We start from the raw sequence: 19899 nt of genomic DNA on the forward strand, positions 1-19899 counted from the left end.
TCCGAGGGGCAGCGCCAGTTCGTTGCCCGCTGCGTGGTCTCGACCAACAAATCAAAAGGCTGCACCGATTTCGGCGCAGCCTTTTTCGTTTTTCATCGTAAAGCTATGTCGACGGCTTAGGTCCGATAGAAATAATACCGCTCCGGCGCCACGGTTTCCGGCCCGCGCACCTGCTCAAACCCAACCAGCGGCTGACCCGAAATCAACACGCCGTTCGGGGCCATCACGTCAGCGATCATTTCAGACAACCGCGCCGCTTCGGCCACGTCTTTGGCTTTGACGCCAAACCCGAAATCATAATGCCCCAGCGCGATCTTCGTACCGTCAGCCGCAAGTTTGCGCAGCATATCCTCGGCCTCACCCTCAAGGTAGTCGGCCTTGGGGGGCACGCAGGATTCGTGACAATTCAATGCGCGATCTATCACCCAAATCCGGCGATCCGGCGCAATTTCCCGCATGTGGTCATAGGTCCGGCCATTGCCAAGCCCCATCTCGAGAAAATCGCCTTCCAGGGTGCCAATTTGGGTCAAACCCCACTCCAGCCCTTCGGCCTGTGCCGCAAGGCGACGCATCATGCTGTTGAGACGGCTCATGAAAATCCCTTTTCATCATGACGATAAAGCCGAACGGGCCCATCGCACATTTCCTGCAAAAACTGTTGTGAAAACTCCCAGATATCCGTGTCGTGCACAAGGTGGTGTGTCAGATATCCAAGCGGCTCGGCATTGTCCTGTTCGCCCGCGCGTCGCGCCTGCAACAAGGCAGCCGTCTGCGCCACCAATGTTTCAGGCGACACCAGACCGCGCGTCCCTCGCCAGAAAATCGGGTCAATATGCGTGTTGATTTGCCTAACGCCTGCCACTGGCTCCGCGACCTTGCGCGGCAAATAGGTCGAAAGCGCATCAAATTCCAACGCGGCTAAGGTCGGCAGCAAATTTACATCAAAACGGTTCCAAGGCGGCACAAACATTGGCGCCAGCCGCGCACCAAACAAGGTTTTCATCCGCGCAAGGGAATGTTCCAGATCCGCGCGCGCCGCCGCAGCATCGCGCCCGTCGCCAAACTCGGCCTTTTTGCCTTCGACCTGATTGTTGGCGTGCGCCCAGCCATGCACCACCGGCACAAACTGATCGCTCAGACTGCGCGCCAGAACCTCGGTCGCGTCATGTGGAATGACCGCCAGATGCACAGAAACGCCGGTCTTTGCACTTAGGGTTTCAAGCCGATCCAACGCCTGTGTCGGCGCAACAGCATCATCATCGCGCCACCAAAGCGGAAGCGTCATACCCGCCGCCCGCCACAGCCGGAACTCTTCTCTCAAAGGTGCCCAGTCGACTTTCATGTCCGCGCCTTCGCCAACATCTGCTCAACAATTCGCACAGCTTCCAGTGCGCCATCCAACCTGAGACCTGCCGCACTGCGTTTGCCTGCCTTTAGGACCCGAGAAAGATCGGACACCAGTGCCTCAGGCGTCATGTCCTGCGCCATCAGCACTTCAATTCCGTCCTGTGTCGACAGCGACCGCGCCCGCAGGGTTTGCTCAACTTCGCCGCCGTCATCAAACGGCACCAGCACCGCCGGAACACCGGTCTGCAACAGATCAAGCGCAGTGTTATAGCCGCACATGCTGATCGAAGCCGCCGCCCCTGTCAGCATCTCTCTGAAATCCGGACGCACAGGTTCAATGGTGATTTGCAGATTGCCGGCCTTAGCCTTCAGCGCCGCGATACGCGCGTCCCGATCTGAGCCGCCCACCAGCAATCGCCAATGCAGATGATGCCCTCGCGCGGCCTCAACCGCCGCTTCAAACAGCGCCTGCCCAACGGACCCGCCACCGGCGCTGACAATCACATCGCCCGTACCTGTGCCGTCTGGGTGTGATCCCGCCGGATCACGCGCGACATAGCCGGTGTATCGCAACAACGCTCCCACATCCGACGTGATCGGCCAGCTTTCGTCAAGCGTGGTGATTGCTGCGTCTGAATGCACCAGAACCCCGTCGTAATGCGCCAACAGAATGTCCCGTGCCCGGGTTGCTTTTTCCGGCTTACTCGGCGGCGCAAGGATGTCGCGCACCGACCCCAAAACCAGCGGCTTCACAGCCATTTCCCTGCATGCTGACAACAACGCCAGAAACTCTGCCGACAAAGACCTTCGCCCAAAAGGAAACAACTCGGTGATCACCACATCCGGCCCCTGATCATGCAGAGCACTTACGACAAACTCCTGTCGGGCCTGCAAAAAATCTGCATCCGCTTCGCTGTCGTCCTCGCGCAAAAGTCGGGTGAAATTGATGCCATCCGATGCCAAGGATGGTGCCTGAAGTAGCGTCACTCCGGACGCATCCAGATGTGGCGCAGGGCGGCCCCCTGACAACACAGCCACCTCATGGCCAGCCGCTGAAAACGCACGACCAAGCGTCAGTGCGCGGCCCAAATGTCCGGTGCCCAAAAGGTGCGTGACCGCGATCAGAACCTTCATGGGGCTACTTTCTCCAACCGCACAATATCAGGATCCGCCACCCGCAATGCATCGCCCTCGATTTCGACCAGAAACAGCCGGTTACGTTTAACGGCAAAAGGTGCAGGTCCGTCAAAATTCCAGCCGTGTGCCTTAGCCAACACCATGCGCATGATGCCGATATGACAAACCGCAAGGCTGTCCTGCCTCAAGCCCATCAACCAAGGTTCTATGCGCGCCCAGACGTCGCGCGGGCTTTCCCCGTTTGGTGGTCGATAATCCCAGCCCCAATCTTCAATATCACGAAAACCATTGGCTGGATCGGCTTTCAACTCAACGCCTTTGCGCCCTTCCCAGTCGCCCCAATCCATCTCGGTGATGGCGTCAACTGTGATTGGCGCACGCCCTGCAACGATTTCGGCGGTCTCTGCCGCGCGGCCCAAAGGACTGCTGTAAAGGTCAGCGTCACGCCAGCCCTCAGGCAGACAAAACCCGCCAAGATCGGCCCGCGCCTGATCGTCGAGCGGGATATCTGTGCTGCCTTGGATCTGACCCGCGCGATTCCACGAGGTGTGCCCATGTCTTAGCATTGCAAAACGGATCATGTGGCCTCCGAAAGCAGGGGGGCAAGCGCGTCCCAAAGTGTCGTTTGCGCGGCCCCCATCAGGTGAAACGTCCGCACACGCTCCTGCGCGGTTGACGCGCGAACGGCGTGTTGCGCCGGATCATTCAACACCTGTGATATCGCCTCCGCAAGGGCCTCTGGCGACTGTTGCGGACAAAGTCCCCCAGGCGCCACAACCTCGTTCACGCCAGGGCGATCCTGCGCCACCACGGGCACGCCATAAGCCTGTGCCTCAAGATAAACCATGCCAAAGGCTTCGTTCACACCGGGCCAAAAAAACACCCGCGCCCGCCCATAAGCCTCAGCCATACCAGACGCATCCAAAGCTCCCAAAAACCGCACCCGATCCCCAAACGGCGCCATCAAAGCCTCGACCCAACTATGTTCGGGCCCATCACCAGCAATCTCAACCTGCCAATCGCCGGTCAGGTGCGCCAAAGCCTGCGCCGCGATCTCATAAGAGGCAAGCTTGTCACCCGCCCGCATCATACCCGCCATCAAAATTATGGGCGCAGATGCCTCTGTCGCCACCGGCAAGTCGAAACGATTCAAAAACGGCGGCAAAGCCACAAGCGCCTGACCCTCCAGCAGATCCCGCCGCAAAGCGACCGCATCGCGCGACGTGAAATGAAACAAGACATCCGCCGCATCACAAGCAGCCGCCGCCTTGCGTTCAAAGCCATCCCACGGACCACCCAACCGTTTGGAGGCCCGCGTGGCCTCGATCAACACATAAGGAATGCCCAGCGCCTTGCTGACCACCGGCCCCAAAAGATCCGGTGCCTTATAATAACTGTGATAACTCACCCAAACGTCCCAGCCGCCCTGCGCGATCAACCGTTTGGCGATCTCGGCGGCCTCAGCCACAAATCCCGCCTGCACCGCCGTGTCTCCCCGCTTGTCCAACGGGCGAAACTCCGAGACGAGATCAACCGTACTTCCGGGCTGTTCCAATGCGGTCATCAGGTTTCGCGCGATGGTGCGCTCGCCTGACGCAACTGGATGATGCGGGGATTTCAGTGCAGCGTAAAATGCAATCCGGGCCATGGCTCACACCAGCCCGCGCAAACGCTCGTCCAGCTTGGCAATTCCCGGCTGCATCAGAAAATGCGACGTCAAACGGCCATAGGCTGCCTCGGCCAAGGCCGCCCGTCGCGCCGGATCGCGCGCCAAGACCTCCATGGCCTGCGCCAACGCTTCTGGTGCATCGCTGCTCAGCACGCCATGCACACCATCATCGATGAATTCCGGAATGGCGCTGACAGGTGTCGACAGCAGGCACAACTTCTGGCTGGCGGCTTCCATCAACACGTTGGGCAACCCGTCTCGGTCGCCGTCCTCGGCAATCCTGCTGGGCAAAACGAACACGTCCGCCGCGCGCATCGCTGCGATGACCTCAGGCTGGTCACAAGCGCCATGCCACGTGATGCGGTCCGCCACACCAGCAGCCACGGCTTGATCACGGAATCGGCTGTCAGAGCCGCCACCGCCGATATGGTCCCAGTGCCAATCCAAATCGTCAGGCAGCAAAGCCAACGCCGCAATCAGCCGATCAAATCCCTTTTTCTCTACCAGACGACCAACGGACAGAAACCGCACAGGGCCAGATGTATCCCGCGTGGCAGGTGGGGCAGGAAACCGCGTCAAATCCAACCCGTGATAAATCAGCTCAACCCGATCCTCACGGTCCGCCAATCCCGCCAGATGCTTTGCACCTACGCCGGTGCAGGTCGCCAAAAACGCGGCGCCGAAAGTCTCCGCTTGCAGCTTTTCGCGCTTTTCCCACTCAGGCGAAGTCCAGATATCTTTGGCATGGGCTGACACAGACCACGGCATTTGACGCAGGATTGCAGCATAACGTGCCACCGAGGCCGGCGTGTGCATGAAATGCGCATAAAGCGCGTCACCGTCACCGCTTAGTTCACGCGCCAAAACGCAGGCCTGGCCAAACCGGCGCACGCGGTTGCGTGTCCTATCGCGCCGCAAATCCTTTAGCCACGCGCCGCATGCCGCCCAAAACCCGCGCCGCGCCATCGCATGCAAAACGCCTTTGGCCACCCGCAACGGCTCCTGATGCAGGTATTCCGGCAGATAATTGACCTTAGCCTTCAGCCGGTCATGTAATGGATGGGTTTTTTTGTCCGTCGGGAACCGCAACGACCACAGGTCGAGCGTGTACCCCGCCTCTTCCAACGCCACCAATTCCTGCGCGATAAACGTCTCTGACAGGCGCGGCCAACCTTTGACCACCACCGCCAACTTGGGGCGTTGCATTATGTTCATGCCACCCCTTGCGAACGGGTCAGGCCCAAGATGTCCAACGCCCGGTTCGACACCACGTCCAACCCGTCCAACAGGCCCGGACAGAACGCCGATGACGGGCTGGGCTGTGTCGCCAGACCGTGGATCGCTTTCGCCATCGCTTCCGGTGTTAACTCACCGCGTGTTTCATCCAACATCCGCACAAGACCCAGCTCTTCGGCACGACTGGCGCGGATGAACTGTTCCAACCTTGGGCGGGTGCGCGGCACGATCACCACCGGCTTGTCAAACGACAGCACCTCACAAAAAGTGTTGTAGCCGCCCATGGACACGATGCCTTTGGCACCGCTCATCAGGTTTTCCATGCGGCTGTCGAAACCCACGGCATGCACCCGATCACCAAGTTTCGCGACTCGCGTCTCAAACTGCGCGCGCACTTCGCCGGACAGGAAAGGTCCGTAAACCAGCATTGCCCGTGGGCTCAGGGTTGGATCGGCTTCATACGCCGACAACACCAGATCCACCATTCCGGCACCATCGCCGCCTCCCCCCGGTGTTACGAGTATATAGGGGTCGGACGGAATTTCGCCATCCGGCAACTCTTCGCGCCGCAGATAGCCGGTAAAACGTGTTTTGTTGCGAAATGAGTCGGAGAAATCCAAACCCGCCGTCGGATCATGGATCGAACGCAACCCGTACACCCAGCATTCATCATAGTATTGCTCAGACGCCTCGATCGCGCCCTTGCGCTCCCATTCAGCGGCCAGAGATTCCGGATCATCCAGCACATCTCGTAAGCCAAGCACGATGTGTGCCTTACGCTTTTGACGCAGCCATGTCAGGGCCGGAATCATTTCGCCGCGAAACCCTGTGGGTTCCTTGTCGACGATCACGATGTCGGGGTCGAAATGCTTGACCGTCGCATCAATAAGACCGGCCCGTAGCTCGGTCACCTCATCGATGTGAAGGCCCAGCCGTTCGCTTTCATAATTCCCATCCGGCGTTTTGGTCACACCGGGCAGGCGGATATGGTCCACGTTGTCGGGAAAGGAAAAACGCCCCGCCACCGGTGACCCGGTCAAGATCAATGCCGACACATTGGGCGCTGCACGGGTGATCGCCCCGGCCAAAGCCCGCGAGCGGCGCAAATGACCAAGCCCAAAGGTATCGTGGCTGTAAAACAAAATGCGCGGCGATTGCGCCCGTTGCTCTGCCTTTGTCACCGCTTCTGCCAATTTTCGCCCCGTCTGAATCAATTAAAGCCGCAAGTCCGACTCGGACTTCGCCAAAACGCCTTTGATATCGTAAAGCAAAGCTTCGGGCTTTCCGAGAACCCTTATCGCCGCTCCGCCCATCTCGACAAACTGCTCGTGTCCCACGGCCAGTATGATGCTGTCATAAACGCCCACGTCCGGCGCGGAAACAAGCGTGATGCCATATTCTTCGGCAACCGCCTCGCTGTCCACACGTGGATCCCACACATCAACTTCTGCGGAAAAGCTTTGCAATTCGGTCACAATGTCGATCACCCGCGTGTTGCGCGTGTCGGCGCAATTTTCCTTGAACGCAAACCCCATGACCAGCACCCGCGCGCCAGCCGGATTGATGTCTTTGCCCAGCATCGCCTTGATGGTCTGCTGCGCCACATAGGACCCCATCTGATCGTTTATCCGCCGGCCGGCAAGGATCACTTCTGGGTGATAACCCAACTGCTCGGCGCGATACGTCAGGTAGTACGGATCCACGCCAATGCAGTGTCCACCCACAAGACCCGGCTTGAACGGCAGGAAATTCCATTTGGTGCCGGCAGCTTCCAGCACTTCAAGCGTGTCCAACCCCATCCGGTCAAAGATCAGCGCAAATTCATTCACCAATGCAATGTTCAGGTCACGTTGGGTATTTTCGATCACTTTGGCCGCCTCTGCCGTTTTGATCGATTGCGCTTTATAAAGCCCTGCCATGATGACCGGCGCATAGATCGCCTCGACTCGATCGAGGGTTTCATCATCTTGTGCCGAGATCACTTTAACGATGGTCTCAAGCGTATTATTTGTGTCGCCCGGATTCACCCGCTCAGGTGAATACCCCAGCTTGAAATCCACCTTGCGCGTCAGCCCTGTCGCCGTCTCCAGCGCTTCGCCAAGCACATCTTCCGTCACACCGGGATACACCGTGCTCTCAAGGATCACCAAGGCACCTTTGGTCAGATGCGGCGCGACTGTTTTGGCGGCCCCAAAAATCGGATCAAGATTAGGTTTTTTTGCGCGCGTGATCGGGGTGGGCACCGTCAGAATAAAGACCGTACACCCGGCAAGATCCGCGTCATCCGCACTGAATTTCGCCTTTGTCGTCGCAACGGCCGCTGAGTTGGCCTCGCCATTGGGATCACTGCCGTCAAGCAACCGCGCTATCAGGCGCGCGTTGGTGTCAAAACCAACAACCTCAAACCCTGCCTTCGCCAGCCCAAGTGTCAGCGGCAAGCCAACGTAGCCTTGACCCAAAACGGCGATTTTTTCTGCTGTGTTGTGCATCCCTGCTGTCCCACCGCAAATCGCGGCCCGTCCCTTGTGTGCCCCAAGAAATCCTCGCCTTGCGCTATCTGTTTTGTTCCGGATTGTCACGCCAAAACCATAGCCCAAAAAGCAAGCGATCCGACCAGTGCAGCTGCCACACCGTCAGTATCAACAGTTTGCCCTACAGGTGTACTCGGGTTAGACCGGAAGTAACTGTTAAGAAAGGCTTATCAATGCTGCGCTTTTTGACCGCCCTATTGATCTCTCTGCTGCTGCCTTTGGCCGCGGTAAACGCTCAAGAGGCAACTGAGGCCGAGACTTCGAATCCGGTGGCCACAATCATGCAGCAAGCCGCTGAGCAAGGCATGACTGTGATCATCATGGACGCCAACGGCGATCCATTGGCTCCTGCGGACTCCTCCGAGGAAAGCGCAGCGCAAGAAGCCCTCGAAGGCGACTCAGGCACCGCCATCATGAAAGTGCAATCCGAGGTCGATCAGTTCCGCGAACTGCTGCAACGGCGGCTCGATGCGTGGCCCGCGTCCGTGAACGAAGTGCTGTTCATCCTGCGCGCCTCCAGCCCGGACGGCAAAATTTTCACCTTCTTTGAGGTCCTTCTGTGGTGTTTAGGGCTGTTCTTTGTGGCGCTTTTTGCCGAACGCTACATCTACGGTCAGCGTATTGCCGCACGTTTTGTTGTACCACTGATTCAAGAAAACCCACACGGCTACAGCGGAAAACTCCCGTTTCTTGTCGTACGTTTTATCGCGGGCGTGATTGGCGTTCTGTTTTCGATGACCGTGGCCTTTCTGCTTGGCTTCCTGCTGCTGGGATCATCCGACGACACCGCCATCCGCTTCACCGTCGCTTCGATCTATTTCGCTTATTTCATGGCCCGTACGGCCGCCCTTATGTGGCGCATGATTCTGTCGCCATTTCTTGACCAATACCGCATCCCGGCATTCTCAACCCGCGACGCCAAGCGACTTTATCGCTGGCTCTTTCTGCTTGCAGCTTTGGATGTGTGTTCTCAGGTCTTCGGCGAGTGGCTCAAGGAACTGGGCCTGAATTACGATGTCTATGCGCTGATGACGCTTGCCTTGGTGTCGATCTTCTCGCTTGGCAACATTCTGATGGCGCTGGTGAATTACAAACCGGTGGCCAATGCTATCCGCAACGGTCGCGCCCGTGACGAAGTCAGCTTCCCGGTACGCATCATCAGCGATTTCTGGGCACCCGCTTTTATCCTGTATGTGGTCTATGGCTTCTTGGACCAGGCATTCGACCTAATCCTTGAAGTAGAAGACGCCGTACCGATGCTGGCCGCAGCCTACGCCATCTTCTCGGCCATCGTAGTGGTCTATGCGACCATCAACTTCGGCATCGAGAAATTCTTTGACCGTGCACGCCGCATTCGCGAAATGAACGCGGATCAAGACGCCAAAGACGACGCCGAGGGCGACACACCAACACCGGACCAGATCGACGAAATAGAGTCGCTAAGGCAAAAAATCGAAGGTCGTCAGATCCAAACCTTCGAACAGCTCGCTCGCCGGATTTCTGGTATTCTCGCCGTGGTTGCCGGTGTCTATGCCGCGATCCTTGCTTTTGGCGCAGGCGACATGATGGCAGATTCCCTGTCGAACCGGCTTTTGGACGTGCTGGTCATCTTGTTCTTTGGCTACATCGTTTTTCACGCGTTCCGCGTCTGGGTCGACGGCAAAATCCGGGATGAACAAGGCGACGAAGAAGAGGGCGAGCTGGGCGACGAGGGTGGTGGCAACAGCGCCAGCCGCCTAGCCACCCTGCTACCGCTGTTCCGCGCCACGATGCTGCTGGTGATCGTGATTTCGATCATTCTGATTGTGCTTTTGGAACTCGGCGTCAACGTCAGCCCGCTGTTTGCCGGTGCCGGTGTTGTCGGTCTGGCTGTGGGTTTTGGCGCGCAATCCTTGGTGCGCGACGTGTTCTCCGGGGCGTTCTTCTTGTTTGATGACGCCTTCCGCAAAGGCGAATACATCGACATCGGCGGCGTCAAAGGCACGGTCGAAAAAATCTCGGTACGGTCCTTCCAACTGCGCCACCACTTGGGGCCGCTGCACACGGTTCCGTTTGGCGAAATCCAGTACCTCACCAACTATTCTCGCGACTGGGTGATCATGAAGCTCAAGCTGCGTGTGACCTATGACACCGACGTCGAGCGGGTGCGCAAGCTGGTGAAGAATCTCGGGGTCGCACTTTTGGACGATCCGGTGATTGGCCACAACTTTATCCAGCCTCTGAAGTCGCAGGGCGTGGTCGAGATGCAAGACAGCGCCATGATCATCCGCGTGAAATTCATGACCAAGCCGGGCGATCAATGGCTGGTGCGCAAAAAAGTTTATCAGGAAATCCGCGAGCTGTTTGCCCGCGAAGGAATCAAATTCGCCCACCGCGAAGTCACCGTGCGTCTTGCTGATGGCAAAGAGGAAGAGAACCTTACTCCGAAAGAGCGCGACGCAATTGTCGGCGCCGTCGAAGCCGCGATTGACGAGGACGCCATGGAGGGTGGGCCAGACGGCGGGGACGACCGGTGATCGCGCCGCCGCTTGCGTCCCGCGGGCTTTGACCGGATCGTAACGGGTATTTTTGGCCAGAAAGAAGCCGGATTGGCAGTGCCACGGCGCGGCCACTGATTGTGTGGCGAGACCTGATCAAAAGTGGGCCCGCAGTAAGGGCAGCGCCCCGTTCTGCAGGTGTGCTCTTAGCTCCGATTCGGATCCATCGCGTCACGCAACCCGTCGCCAAAGAAGTTGAAGGCCAGCACCACAATCACAATCGGCAGCATTGGAATGGCCGTCCACCAGTAGATCTCGATTGATGCAAGATTTTGCGCATCGTTCAGCATCACGCCCCAGCTCACTGCAGGCGCCCGCAGGCCAAGCCCAAGATAGCTCAGGGCTGTTTCGCCCAAGATCATCGCGGGGATCGACAGCGTCGCGCTGGCAATCAGGTGGCTTAGGAAGTTTGGCAAAAGGTGTTTGCTGATCACGCGGGTCGGCCGCGCACCCATCATCTCGGCAGCGCGCACAAATTCCTCTTCCCGCAGGCTCAGGAACTTGGATCGAACGGCCCTCGCCAATCCGGGCCAATCCAGAATGCCCAGAATGATCGATATGATGAAAAACACCGCCACCGGGCCCCAATGGGACGGCACCGCAGCGGACAAGGCGAGCCAAAGTGGTAACTCAGGCAGACTGCGCAGAATTTCGATCACACGGTTGATGATCCAGTCCAGAAATCCGCCAAAATAGCCCGCTATCGAGCCCAGCGTGATGCCGATCAGGAAGGACACCGTGATGCCGACGAGACCGACAGTCAAAGACAGTTGCGCGCCGTACATGATCCTTGAAAACACATCCCGACCCAACCTGTCAGATCCCAAAAGGAACACCGTCGCCCCTTCGGGCGCGCAGAACAGATGTTTATTGGTGGGGATAAAGCCGGACAGTTTGTAGTCCGAACCCTCGCAGAAGAACGACAACTTCGCCGGACTGTTTGTGTCAGCCACATACTTCCAACTGAAGCTCTCAAGATCCATCTCGGCTTGGGTTTCATAGACATGCGGTCCGATGAACTTGCCGTCGTGAAACAACCGCACCAGTTGCGGCGGCGCATAAAGGTAGTCTTCCAGCCGCTCGTTGGGCGTATAAGGCGAAATGAAGCCCGCGAAAGGCAAGCTCAGGTAAGACACCAGCAGGAAGAGGGCCGAAATCAGACCCAATTTGTGTGTCTTGAACCGCAGCCACAGCAGCCTTGCGTTGGACATGTCCAATTCGGCGTTGCGTGCTTCGGCGCCGATGTCGGTTTCATAGGGGGCGTCGTCAACAAAACGCCCGTCAGGCAGAATACTCATCGCTCACGCCCTCCGAACCGAATACGGGGATCCAGCAGTGCCAGCAACAGATCCGACACCAACGTGCCGATCAGCGTCAGCAACGCCACGAACATCAACACGAAGGCCGACAGGAACACATCCTGCGATTTCAGCGCCTGCAACAACACAGGCCCGATGGTTTGTAACCCAAGAACCACCGACACCAGAACCGAGCCGGATACCAGCGACGGGATCAACGTGCCGATGTCGGCGACAAAGGGGTTAAACGCCACCCGCAGCGGGTACTTGGTCAGCATCGCGCTTTCGCGCATGCCTTTGGCACGTGCGGTTTCCACATAAGGCTTGCCCAGCTCGTCCAACAGGTTTGCCCGCAGGCGCTGCATCATTCCTGCCGCGCCTGATGTGCCGATTACAAAGGTCGGAATGATCAGGTGGATCAACACCGATTTCATTTTTTCAAACGACATCGGCTCGCCTTCAAATTTCGGATCCATCAGCCCCCCAATGGGCAGGTTCAAATAGCGGTTTCCGTAGTAAAACAGGATCAACGCCAACAAAAAGTTTGGCGTTGCGAGGCCGAGATAGCCAACAAAGGCAGAGGTATAATCAATCCACGTCTTGGAACGCGCTGCGGCCAAAACACCAAGCGGCAATGCAACTGCATAAATGAACACCACCGCCGCAAGGTTGACCAAAATGGTCATCCACAACGCGCCGCCCACCAGCTCACTCACCGGCTCGTCAAATTCAAACGACCAGCCAAATTCGCCCTGCAGCATGCCCGCAAACCCATGCGGACCGGGGACAAGCCCCATCCAGATCATGTATTGCTTCCAGATCGGCTGATCCATCGAGAATTCCTGTCTCAGGAACTCCGCCTTGGCGATGCCTGCCGACTGCCCCGTCGCGCGCAGCTCGTTGATCTGATTGGACAGAAAGTCCCCCGGCGGCAGATTGATAATCGCGTATACGAACACCGAGACCACCATCAGCGTGCTCAGCATCGTAAATAACCGGAAGACTGCAAACCGCAGCATCGCCATCAGACCGCCCTATTCCGCAAAGTAAAATTCATCGACGCGATATACGCCAAAATGCGCGCCGGGCGACCAGGCCCAGATCGCTTTCTCCGGCACGTTGCGCAGACGGTTGGACACAACCACTGGCTGGGGCGCACCATTCAACACACCAATCGCAAAGACGTTTTCGGCATGAATATCAACCATTTCCTGCCAGATCGTTCCACGTTCCACAGCGGAAAATGCACTCGCCCATTTATGCGCCAGATCATTAAGCCGAATGGCGGGGCCCATGTCAGGCGGCTCGCCACTGTCACCACTGGTCTGGTGATATTGCCCCCACTTCGGCCAGGCAAAGAACTCCTGCTGCCACGGCGCCACATAATCCGGCGAGGTGTAGGACTGCGGAAGACCGTTGTCCCACCCGAACCAGACCGCCGCCATCGATTCTCCCGCGTACACCCGGTTGCGCAGAATATCGCGCTCCAACGGACGCATCAAAAGCTTGATACCAAGGTCTTTCCAGTTGTCGATAACGATCTGCAGCGCGCTTTCGACTTCCTGCCGCTCGCCTGCGGTTTCCACCACAATCCACAGCGGACGCCCGTCGGGCAACAAACGTGTGCCGTTCTTGTCGCGCTCCGTTAGCCCCATCTCGTCCAACAAAGCATTGGCCTGATCCACATCGTAGGCCGCCCATGCCTTGCGATTTTCCTCGCGGTAAAACGGGCTGATCGGCAGCACCGTCATGCCGCCCTCTTTGGCCAGACCGAAATACAGCCCCTTGTTGATGATCTTGCGATTTATGCCCAACGACAGGGCACGGCGGAACCGCACATCGCGCAGGGTCTCACGCCAGTTGTCATCGTTATAGTTCAGGTTTGGATAAATCGCGATTTGCGATGCGGTGCCATTGCCCCACAAAAAGGTTTTGTAGTTTCCGGAGTTTTCGCCCTTTTTCAGGATCGCCGTGTCTTTGAAATCAAGACCACGCGCCTGCAGGTCCACTTCTCCGGCGTTGGCCTTGGCGGCCACAAGACCCGGCGCCACGACTTGCATTTCGACCACGTCAATATAAGGCAACTGCACACCGTTTGGATCAACGCGGTGGTAATATGGATTGCGCACAAACAAGAACCGGCTTTTGCCGTCCTTGGTGGCCAGCATCCAAGGCTGCAACGTCGGCAAATCGGGGTTGTCGAATTTGTACATGTTGTCGCTGCGATTGTGCAGCGCCGCCCAGCTGCGCACCCGCGCCTCATAAAGCGCCTCACTCAGCGTTTCTTCATCAGCATAATCCGCGTGCAGCGGCTTCAGAAAATGCGCGGGGCGATAAATGAACGGCGGCCGCGCTTCTGCCAGTTTCTGCAAAAACTGCGGGTTGGGCTTGTGCCATTCATAAATGACCGTGTGTTCATCCGGAAAGGACACAGTCGGCAATTGGCCTTCGACCCGCATAAAGTCGATAGGGCCTGAAGGCGACAGGAATTCATTGGTCGCCACGTCCTCCCACCAGTACCGGAAATCTTCCGAGGTAAAGGGATGCCCGTCAGACCATTTGTGTCCGGGGCGCAGGTGCATGGTGAACTTTATGTCGTTTTCGTTGTCGAGACTCTGAAGGATGTCAGGCACAATCTCATAGCGCTCATTATAACCCACCAGCCGCGCATAGCCGTAGACCACCATCTGGCGCACATCCTTGGCTCGGGTCACCATGGTGCGCATGGTGCCACCCGGCGTGCCCAGCTTGCGGCCACGCAGCTCCAGATCCGGAACCAACGGCACGCTTGGCAAACGCTCGGTCACAGGTGGCAGGTTGCCGGCATCAACTTCCTGTTTCCAGAACGCACCTTCGATCGGGTCCAGCGCCACCGCCACAGTGGCTACCATGCCAGTTGCCGCCCCGATGACCGCGGCCAACAGAGTTTTCTTAAACATAACAACGCACCTTGTGGTTGGGTCCGGTCTCCGTCAGCGGCGGAACCTCCAGACCGTCAAATCGGAATGCATCAGGCCAGCTTGAGGGCTCGCCGGCCCCCTGCGACACGATGTTGAGATCAATTGGGCGGTTGATGTCCGGCTCAGGCTGGGCCGCGATCAATGCCTTGGTGTAGGGATGTTGCGGATCATGAAACAGCACCTCTGGCGGGCCTTGCTCCACCACCAGACCGGACCGCATCACCGCCACTTCATCGGCAATACGTGCCACCACGGCAAGGTCATGACTGATAAACAGATAGCTCAGTTTCAGCCGGTCGCGGATGTCTTCCAGCAACTGCAAAACCTGCTCTTGAACGGACACATCCAGCGCCGAAGTCGGCTCATCGCACACCAAAAACGTCGGCCCCAGCATCAGCGCGCGGGCAATCGACAACCGCTGGCGTTGTCCGCCGGAAAAGGCGTGCGGATAGCGGGTCAGCATATTCTCACCCAACCCCACCCAACGCAGCATTTCGGCGGCCCGCTCGACACGGTCACTGACTGACCCAACGCCGTGGATTTCCATTGGTTCCACCAGCGCATCCTTGACGCGCATCCGTGGGTTCAAGGTCGAATAGGGGTCCTGAAACACCATCTGCGCCTTGCGCTGAAACGCCAGTCGCTCTGCTTTATCCAGCTCTTGGAGGTTAACAGCCTCGCCGCCCGTCTCAGCCCTGAACAGGATTGACGACCCGGCATCTGCCACCTCAGCGCCCAGCGCCATCTGCGCGGTCGTGGTCTTGCCGGACCCGCTTTCGCCCACCACAGCCAGCGTTTTGCCACGCTCAACGCCAAAATTCACGCCGCGCACGGCTTGAATGACCGACTTGGGTTTCCACGCGGAACTGCCTTTGAGCACATAGGTTTTGCTCACGTCGCGCATTTCCAGAATGTAGTCACGGTCTTCTTCGCGCTTGGCTTCCGGAATGGTTGCCGGAATTTCCGGCGCCGCCGCCATCAGATCACGGGTATAGCCGTGCTTGGGGTCGTTCAATACAAGCGGCGCAGGTCCAGCTTCCATCACGCGGCCGCGATTCATCACCACGACGCTGTCAGCCATATTTGCAACCACACCCAGATCGTGTGTCACCAGTACCACGGCCATGCCGTATTCGGCCTGCAAATCCTTGATCAATCCCAAAACCTGCGCCTGCGTCGTCACATCCAGCGCGGTCGTCGGCTCATCCGCAATCAGCACATCAGGCCGGCCCACCATCGCCATCGCGATCATCGCGCGCTGACGCATCCCGCCCGAAAGCTCGAACGGATAGCTGTCAAAAATGCGCTGCGGGTCTTTGAAACCCACCCGTTCAAACATCGCCAGAACCAGTTTAATACGTTCGGCCTTGCTGATTTTCTTGTGCAGCCGCAGCACTTCGGAGACCTGATTGCCAATCCTGTGCAATGGCGACAACGAGCGCATCGGCTCCTGAAAGATCATCGAAATACGTTCACCGCGAACATCGCACATCTGACGCTCGCTCATGGACATCAAATCCACATCCGGCGCGTCCTCGCGTCCTGCAAGCGTGATTTTACCGGACCGCATCTGCGCGGCGCCCGGCAAAATACGCAAGGCCGCACGACAACTCAGCGTCTTTCCAGAGCCGCTTTCCCCAACCAGCGCCAGCGTTTCACCACGCCGCACCGAGAAACTGACATCATTCACCACCGGCGCGGCATCGCCGAAGCCGATCGTCAGGTTTTCCACAGTCAAAAGTGCCGTCACGCCAGTTTTCCCTCACGCGCCCCGCAATCTCTCCCGAACTGCCTCATAGAACGCCAATTGGAGTGAACATGATTAATTGCGTTGTCGCAAGCGTCTCGCGCACCCCACCCGCACGTAAACGACTGAAAAAGAGCGGCTGCGCACCGCCGCGCGCACGTCTTTGACCGCTTCACACAAGGCAATCTCCGCCCCGAGACAAGAGACCGGGTGATACATCGCGCCAAAAGACGGCCCGGCATCAAAAATTGCCTGATACTGCGCCACCCACGCAGATGCGGCCATTTGATACGCATTTCGTGACGTAAATCCCTAGACCCGCAAGTAGTTACCCGTCATATTGCGAACGGAGCCCTCGGCTTGATGCCCGTTTACGGAACGTACAAAATTTCAATAGTTTGGCTGCAAAATTTCGGCCGCTCCGCAAACGGAGACGACAATGACTGACACAGACAACAGCTTTCTTGCCTATGCGGACCGACGATTCCGTCTGAGCGGTAAAGCTCTGATAGAAAACGGACATCCGTATTTCGTACCCACCGACGCGCTGGAAGCCCGCTCGAGCGAGTGGAAAGACGGCTATCTGTCGATGTCTCACTACGACTACTTGGGTCTGGCACATCACCCGGCCACCACCAACGCTGCAAAGACGGCCATCGACACGCTTGGCACCGGCGCAGGCGCCTCGCGTCTTGTGGGGGGCGAACGCCTCGGCCATCAGGCGCTGGAACGCAGCATGGCCGATTTTCTGGGCGTGGGCGGTACTTTGTCGGTGATTTCAGGCTATCTCACCAATGTGTCGGTGATTCAGCTGCTGCTTGGCCCCAAGGATCTCGTGGTTGTGGACGAATTGGCCCACAATTCCATCATGGTTGGTGCCCGTGGCGTAAAATCCGATCTCGTGACTTACGCGCACAACGATCTCGACGATCTCGAACGCATTCTGGCAGACAAACGCGACAGCTATTCGCGCGTTCTCATCTGCACCGAAGGGCTGTTTTCGATGGACGGCGACGTGACCGACCTGCCGCGACTGCTCGACATCAAAGAGCGCACTGATTGCTGGCTGCTGCTCGACGAGGCCCACAGTTATGGCGTGCTGGGTCCCACCGGCCGCGGATCTTGTGAACATTTCGGCGTTGACCCGAATCGCGTTGACGTCGCCATTGGCACTCTATCCAAAAGCTTTGCCTCATCCGGTGGCTTCATCGCTGCCAATGCGGACGTGATCGAATGGATGCGCTTCTGCTTGCCCGGATTTGTCTATTCCGTGGGTCTCGCGCCCGCCACCGTCGCATCCGCTCATGCGGCGCTCGACATTTTGCGCGCCGAACCTGACCGTGTGACGCGCCTGCGCGGCAACTCCCGCCGGTTCCTGCGCCGTGCCCGCGACGCTGGCCTGAATACCGGCACCGCCATTGGCGAGGCCGTGGTGCCCATTCTTTTTGACACTCCCGAAGACTGTGTATTTGTCGCCGAAGCCTTGATGCAACAAGGCATCTATGCGCCGCCCGTTGTGCATATCGGCGTTCCCAAAGACCTGCCTCGCATCCGGTTTTTCATCTCGGAAACCCACACCGAGGCGGATATCGACCGCGTGATCACCGCAGTGACCGAGGCCAGTTCCGCCGCCCGCGCCCTGCGCAACAGGATCAGCGCGGAATAACGCTCGTGCAAATCGCCGAGCCTAGACACACCTTCTACCTACGCTGCCTCACGACCTTTCGTCGGCTAACGGCGCTGGTCCTTTTGGGCCTGTTGCTCTCCGCGCCTGACCTGTCGGCCAAACCGCAACTGACTGTCGAGTCAGTCACCTCCAGCGCCACGCTTCCGGCGGCCAACCCCGCCTTTAAACACCCCAACGACCTGCATCAGGTCTTTTTCCTGCAACGCAACAGCAACGCCAACACCATCGTCTGGGTCGCGCAATTTGATCCGGATGGGCGCTTGAATCCCGACCGCCCAATCGCCGGATATTGGCGCCGGTTTGCGGGCCGCGGCCATGTGATGGCCTTCCGCTGGTATGAGCGTGTATTCGGATTTGGCACCAAATCCCGCGAACTTGCCGACGGATCAGGCTTTGAGGTGCGATTTAATGGCATAAAAAGCGAACAATTACTGCTCAAGCAGAACGGACCCTTTGACGCGGCGCTCTATACACGGCAAAACGGGCGCGACCTTAAAATGATCTATGGATATCTGGAAGTGGACGAAAGCGGGCTATTGCCAAAAGTTGTGCGATTGCGCCTATACACGTCTGACCCGAAAACGGGCCAGTATTCCACACACACAATTGCCGTTTCCGGTGGAGCCTTCCGCGAATGACTACTGAAGAGACCAAAACACTGATCCGCACCGTAATTGTGGGGGTTGGTAACTGTGCGAGTTCCCTCATTCAGGGCGTGTCCTACTGCCGTTCCGTCGGCGATGCCGCCATCGGGGTCAGCTTTCCCGATCTGGCAGGCTATACGCCCTCCGACATTGAACTTGTTGCCGGTTTCGACGTGGACTCGCGCAAGGTGGGCTCCACTTTGGGAGAAGCCGCTTTTGCCCCGCCCAATTGCACCGAACAATTTCACACCGACATAAGCGATCAAACCGGACCCGTGCTGCGCGGACCTGATCTCGATGGCGTCGCCGCGCATATGCTGGCCAAACCCGAAGACCGCAGCTTCCGTTTGTCGGCAGAACCCGCCCTGAGCAAAGACGAGATTGTTGCCAAACTGCGCGACCTGCAGGCCGAGGTGATGATCATCTTCCTGCCCGTCGGATCGCAAAAGGCTGTCGAATTCTACGCGGAATGCGCGCTTGAGGCCGGTGTCGCCGTGGTCAACGGCATTCCCGTGTTCATCGCCTCGCACCCCGTGTGGGCCGAAAAATTCCGCACCGCCGGCGTTCCGATCCTTGGCGACGATTTCAAAGCACAGTTTGGTGCCACAATCGTGCACCGCACGCTGGCCAACCTTGCCGAAATGCGCGGCGTCGAAATCGACCGCACCTATCAACTCAACGTTGGCGGCAACACCGACTTCCTGAACATGAGCGAAAACGCCCGGCTTGCGAACAAACGCGAAAGCAAAACCGAAGCCGTGCAAGCCGTAATGGAAGAACGTCTGGACGAGAACGACATTCGCATCGGCCCCTCCGATTACGTGCCATGGCTGAATGATCGCAAAGTTGCCTATGTGCGGCTCGAAGGCCGCCTGTTTGGCGGCGCGCGTACCAACATCGAGGTGCGTCTGGATGTCGAGGACAGCCCCAACGCCGCTGCCGAAGCATTGGTAGCCATTCGTCTGGCCCGAATCGCCTGTGACCGTGGCTTGGCCGGACCCATCGTTGACGCCTCCGCCTTTCTCTTCAAACATCCGCCGGAACAGATCGAGGACACCGACGCCCACGACGTGGTCCTCAAATTCGCGAACGGGACCGAGGACTAA

16 protein-coding genes are annotated in these 19899 nt (G+C 58.1%); 4 read left to right on the forward strand and 12 right to left on the reverse strand.

Annotation, left to right across the window (positions count from 1 at the left end):
* Positions 1–116 precede the first annotated feature (116 nt).
* The 8 genes from PG871_RS00465 to PG871_RS00500 are packed head-to-tail and all read right to left on the reverse strand — an operon-like array spanning position 117 to position 7878.
* The gene (locus PG871_RS00465) at positions 117–593 is read right to left on the reverse strand and encodes a class I SAM-dependent methyltransferase (protein WP_270725051.1); all 477 of its coding nucleotides are present in this window, start codon (positions 591–593) and stop codon (positions 117–119) included.
* Positions 590–1342 (reverse strand): polysaccharide deacetylase, encoded by a 753-nt coding sequence (locus tag PG871_RS00470; protein ID WP_270725052.1) that lies wholly within the window; start codon positions 1340–1342, stop codon positions 590–592. The genes PG871_RS00465 and PG871_RS00470 overlap by 4 nt, the downstream gene beginning before the upstream one ends.
* On the reverse strand, positions 1339–2481 hold the full coding sequence (locus PG871_RS00475) for a glycosyltransferase family protein (protein WP_270725053.1): 1143 nt from the start codon (positions 2479–2481) through the stop codon (positions 1339–1341). Before PG871_RS00475 ends, PG871_RS00470 begins: the two co-directional genes overlap by 4 nt.
* Positions 2478–3065 (reverse strand): histidine phosphatase family protein, encoded by a 588-nt coding sequence (locus PG871_RS00480; protein WP_270725054.1) that lies wholly within the window; start codon positions 3063–3065, stop codon positions 2478–2480. The genes PG871_RS00475 and PG871_RS00480 overlap by 4 nt, the downstream gene beginning before the upstream one ends.
* Positions 3062–4132, reverse strand: coding sequence for a glycosyltransferase family 4 protein (locus tag PG871_RS00485; RefSeq protein WP_270725055.1), 1071 nt, complete (start codon positions 4130–4132; stop codon positions 3062–3064). Before PG871_RS00485 ends, PG871_RS00480 begins: the two co-directional genes overlap by 4 nt.
* 3 nt (positions 4133–4135) lie before the next feature.
* Complete coding sequence (locus tag PG871_RS00490) at positions 4136–5368, reverse strand: glycosyltransferase family 4 protein (protein WP_270725056.1); 1233 nt, start codon at positions 5366–5368, stop codon at positions 4136–4138.
* Positions 5365–6570 carry a glycosyltransferase family protein gene (locus PG871_RS00495; RefSeq protein WP_270725057.1) on the reverse strand — a complete coding sequence of 402 codons (1206 nt, stop codon included), beginning with the start codon at positions 6568–6570 and terminating at the stop codon, positions 5365–5367. Before PG871_RS00495 ends, PG871_RS00490 begins: the two co-directional genes overlap by 4 nt.
* 33 nt (positions 6571–6603) lie before the next feature.
* Entirely contained in the window at positions 6604–7878 is a 1275-nt protein-coding gene (locus tag PG871_RS00500) for a nucleotide sugar dehydrogenase (RefSeq protein ID WP_270725058.1), read from the reverse strand.
* Positions 7879–8093: 215 nt separating this feature from the next.
* On the opposite strand from PG871_RS00500, the gene PG871_RS00505 reads away from it, so the two are divergent.
* On the forward strand, positions 8094–10436 hold the full coding sequence (locus PG871_RS00505) for a mechanosensitive ion channel family protein (RefSeq protein ID WP_270725059.1): 2343 nt from the start codon (positions 8094–8096) through the stop codon (positions 10434–10436).
* A 167-nt stretch (positions 10437–10603) separates the two neighbouring features.
* Here PG871_RS00505 and PG871_RS00510 read toward each other — a convergent pair whose 3' ends face one another.
* Genes PG871_RS00510 through PG871_RS00525 form a run of 4 tightly spaced genes read right to left on the reverse strand, consistent with a single transcriptional unit; the run spans position 10604 to position 16465 of the window.
* The gene (locus tag PG871_RS00510) at positions 10604–11755 is read right to left on the reverse strand and encodes an ABC transporter permease (RefSeq protein ID WP_270725060.1); all 1152 of its coding nucleotides are present in this window, start codon (positions 11753–11755) and stop codon (positions 10604–10606) included.
* Positions 11752–12780 carry an ABC transporter permease gene (locus tag PG871_RS00515; RefSeq protein WP_270725061.1) on the reverse strand — a complete coding sequence of 343 codons (1029 nt, stop codon included), beginning with the start codon at positions 12778–12780 and terminating at the stop codon, positions 11752–11754. The genes PG871_RS00510 and PG871_RS00515 overlap by 4 nt, the downstream gene beginning before the upstream one ends.
* Positions 12781–12789: 9 nt before the next feature.
* Positions 12790–14694 (reverse strand): ABC transporter substrate-binding protein, encoded by a 1905-nt coding sequence (locus tag PG871_RS00520; protein ID WP_443020451.1) that lies wholly within the window; start codon positions 14692–14694, stop codon positions 12790–12792.
* Complete coding sequence (locus PG871_RS00525) at positions 14687–16465, reverse strand: ABC transporter ATP-binding protein (protein ID WP_270725062.1); 1779 nt, start codon at positions 16463–16465, stop codon at positions 14687–14689. The genes PG871_RS00520 and PG871_RS00525 overlap by 8 nt, the downstream gene beginning before the upstream one ends.
* A gap of 436 nt (positions 16466–16901) precedes the next feature.
* Between PG871_RS00525 and PG871_RS00530 the strand changes: the two genes are divergently transcribed.
* From PG871_RS00530 to PG871_RS00540, 3 genes are read left to right on the forward strand one after another with little or no spacing between them, the layout of a single operon-like run.
* Positions 16902–18128 (forward strand): aminotransferase class I/II-fold pyridoxal phosphate-dependent enzyme, encoded by a 1227-nt coding sequence (locus PG871_RS00530; protein WP_270725063.1) that lies wholly within the window; start codon positions 16902–16904, stop codon positions 18126–18128.
* Positions 18129–18133: 5 nt separating this feature from the next.
* On the forward strand, positions 18134–18787 hold the full coding sequence (locus PG871_RS00535) for a DUF4833 domain-containing protein (protein WP_270725064.1): 654 nt from the start codon (positions 18134–18136) through the stop codon (positions 18785–18787).
* The gene (locus PG871_RS00540) at positions 18784–19899 is read left to right on the forward strand and encodes an inositol-3-phosphate synthase (RefSeq protein WP_270725065.1); all 1116 of its coding nucleotides are present in this window, start codon (positions 18784–18786) and stop codon (positions 19897–19899) included. Before PG871_RS00535 ends, PG871_RS00540 begins: the two co-directional genes overlap by 4 nt.

The sequence above is a fragment of the Shimia sp. Alg240-R146 genome (assembly GCF_947331465.1).
Taxonomy (GTDB): domain Bacteria; phylum Pseudomonadota; class Alphaproteobacteria; order Rhodobacterales; family Rhodobacteraceae; genus Shimia.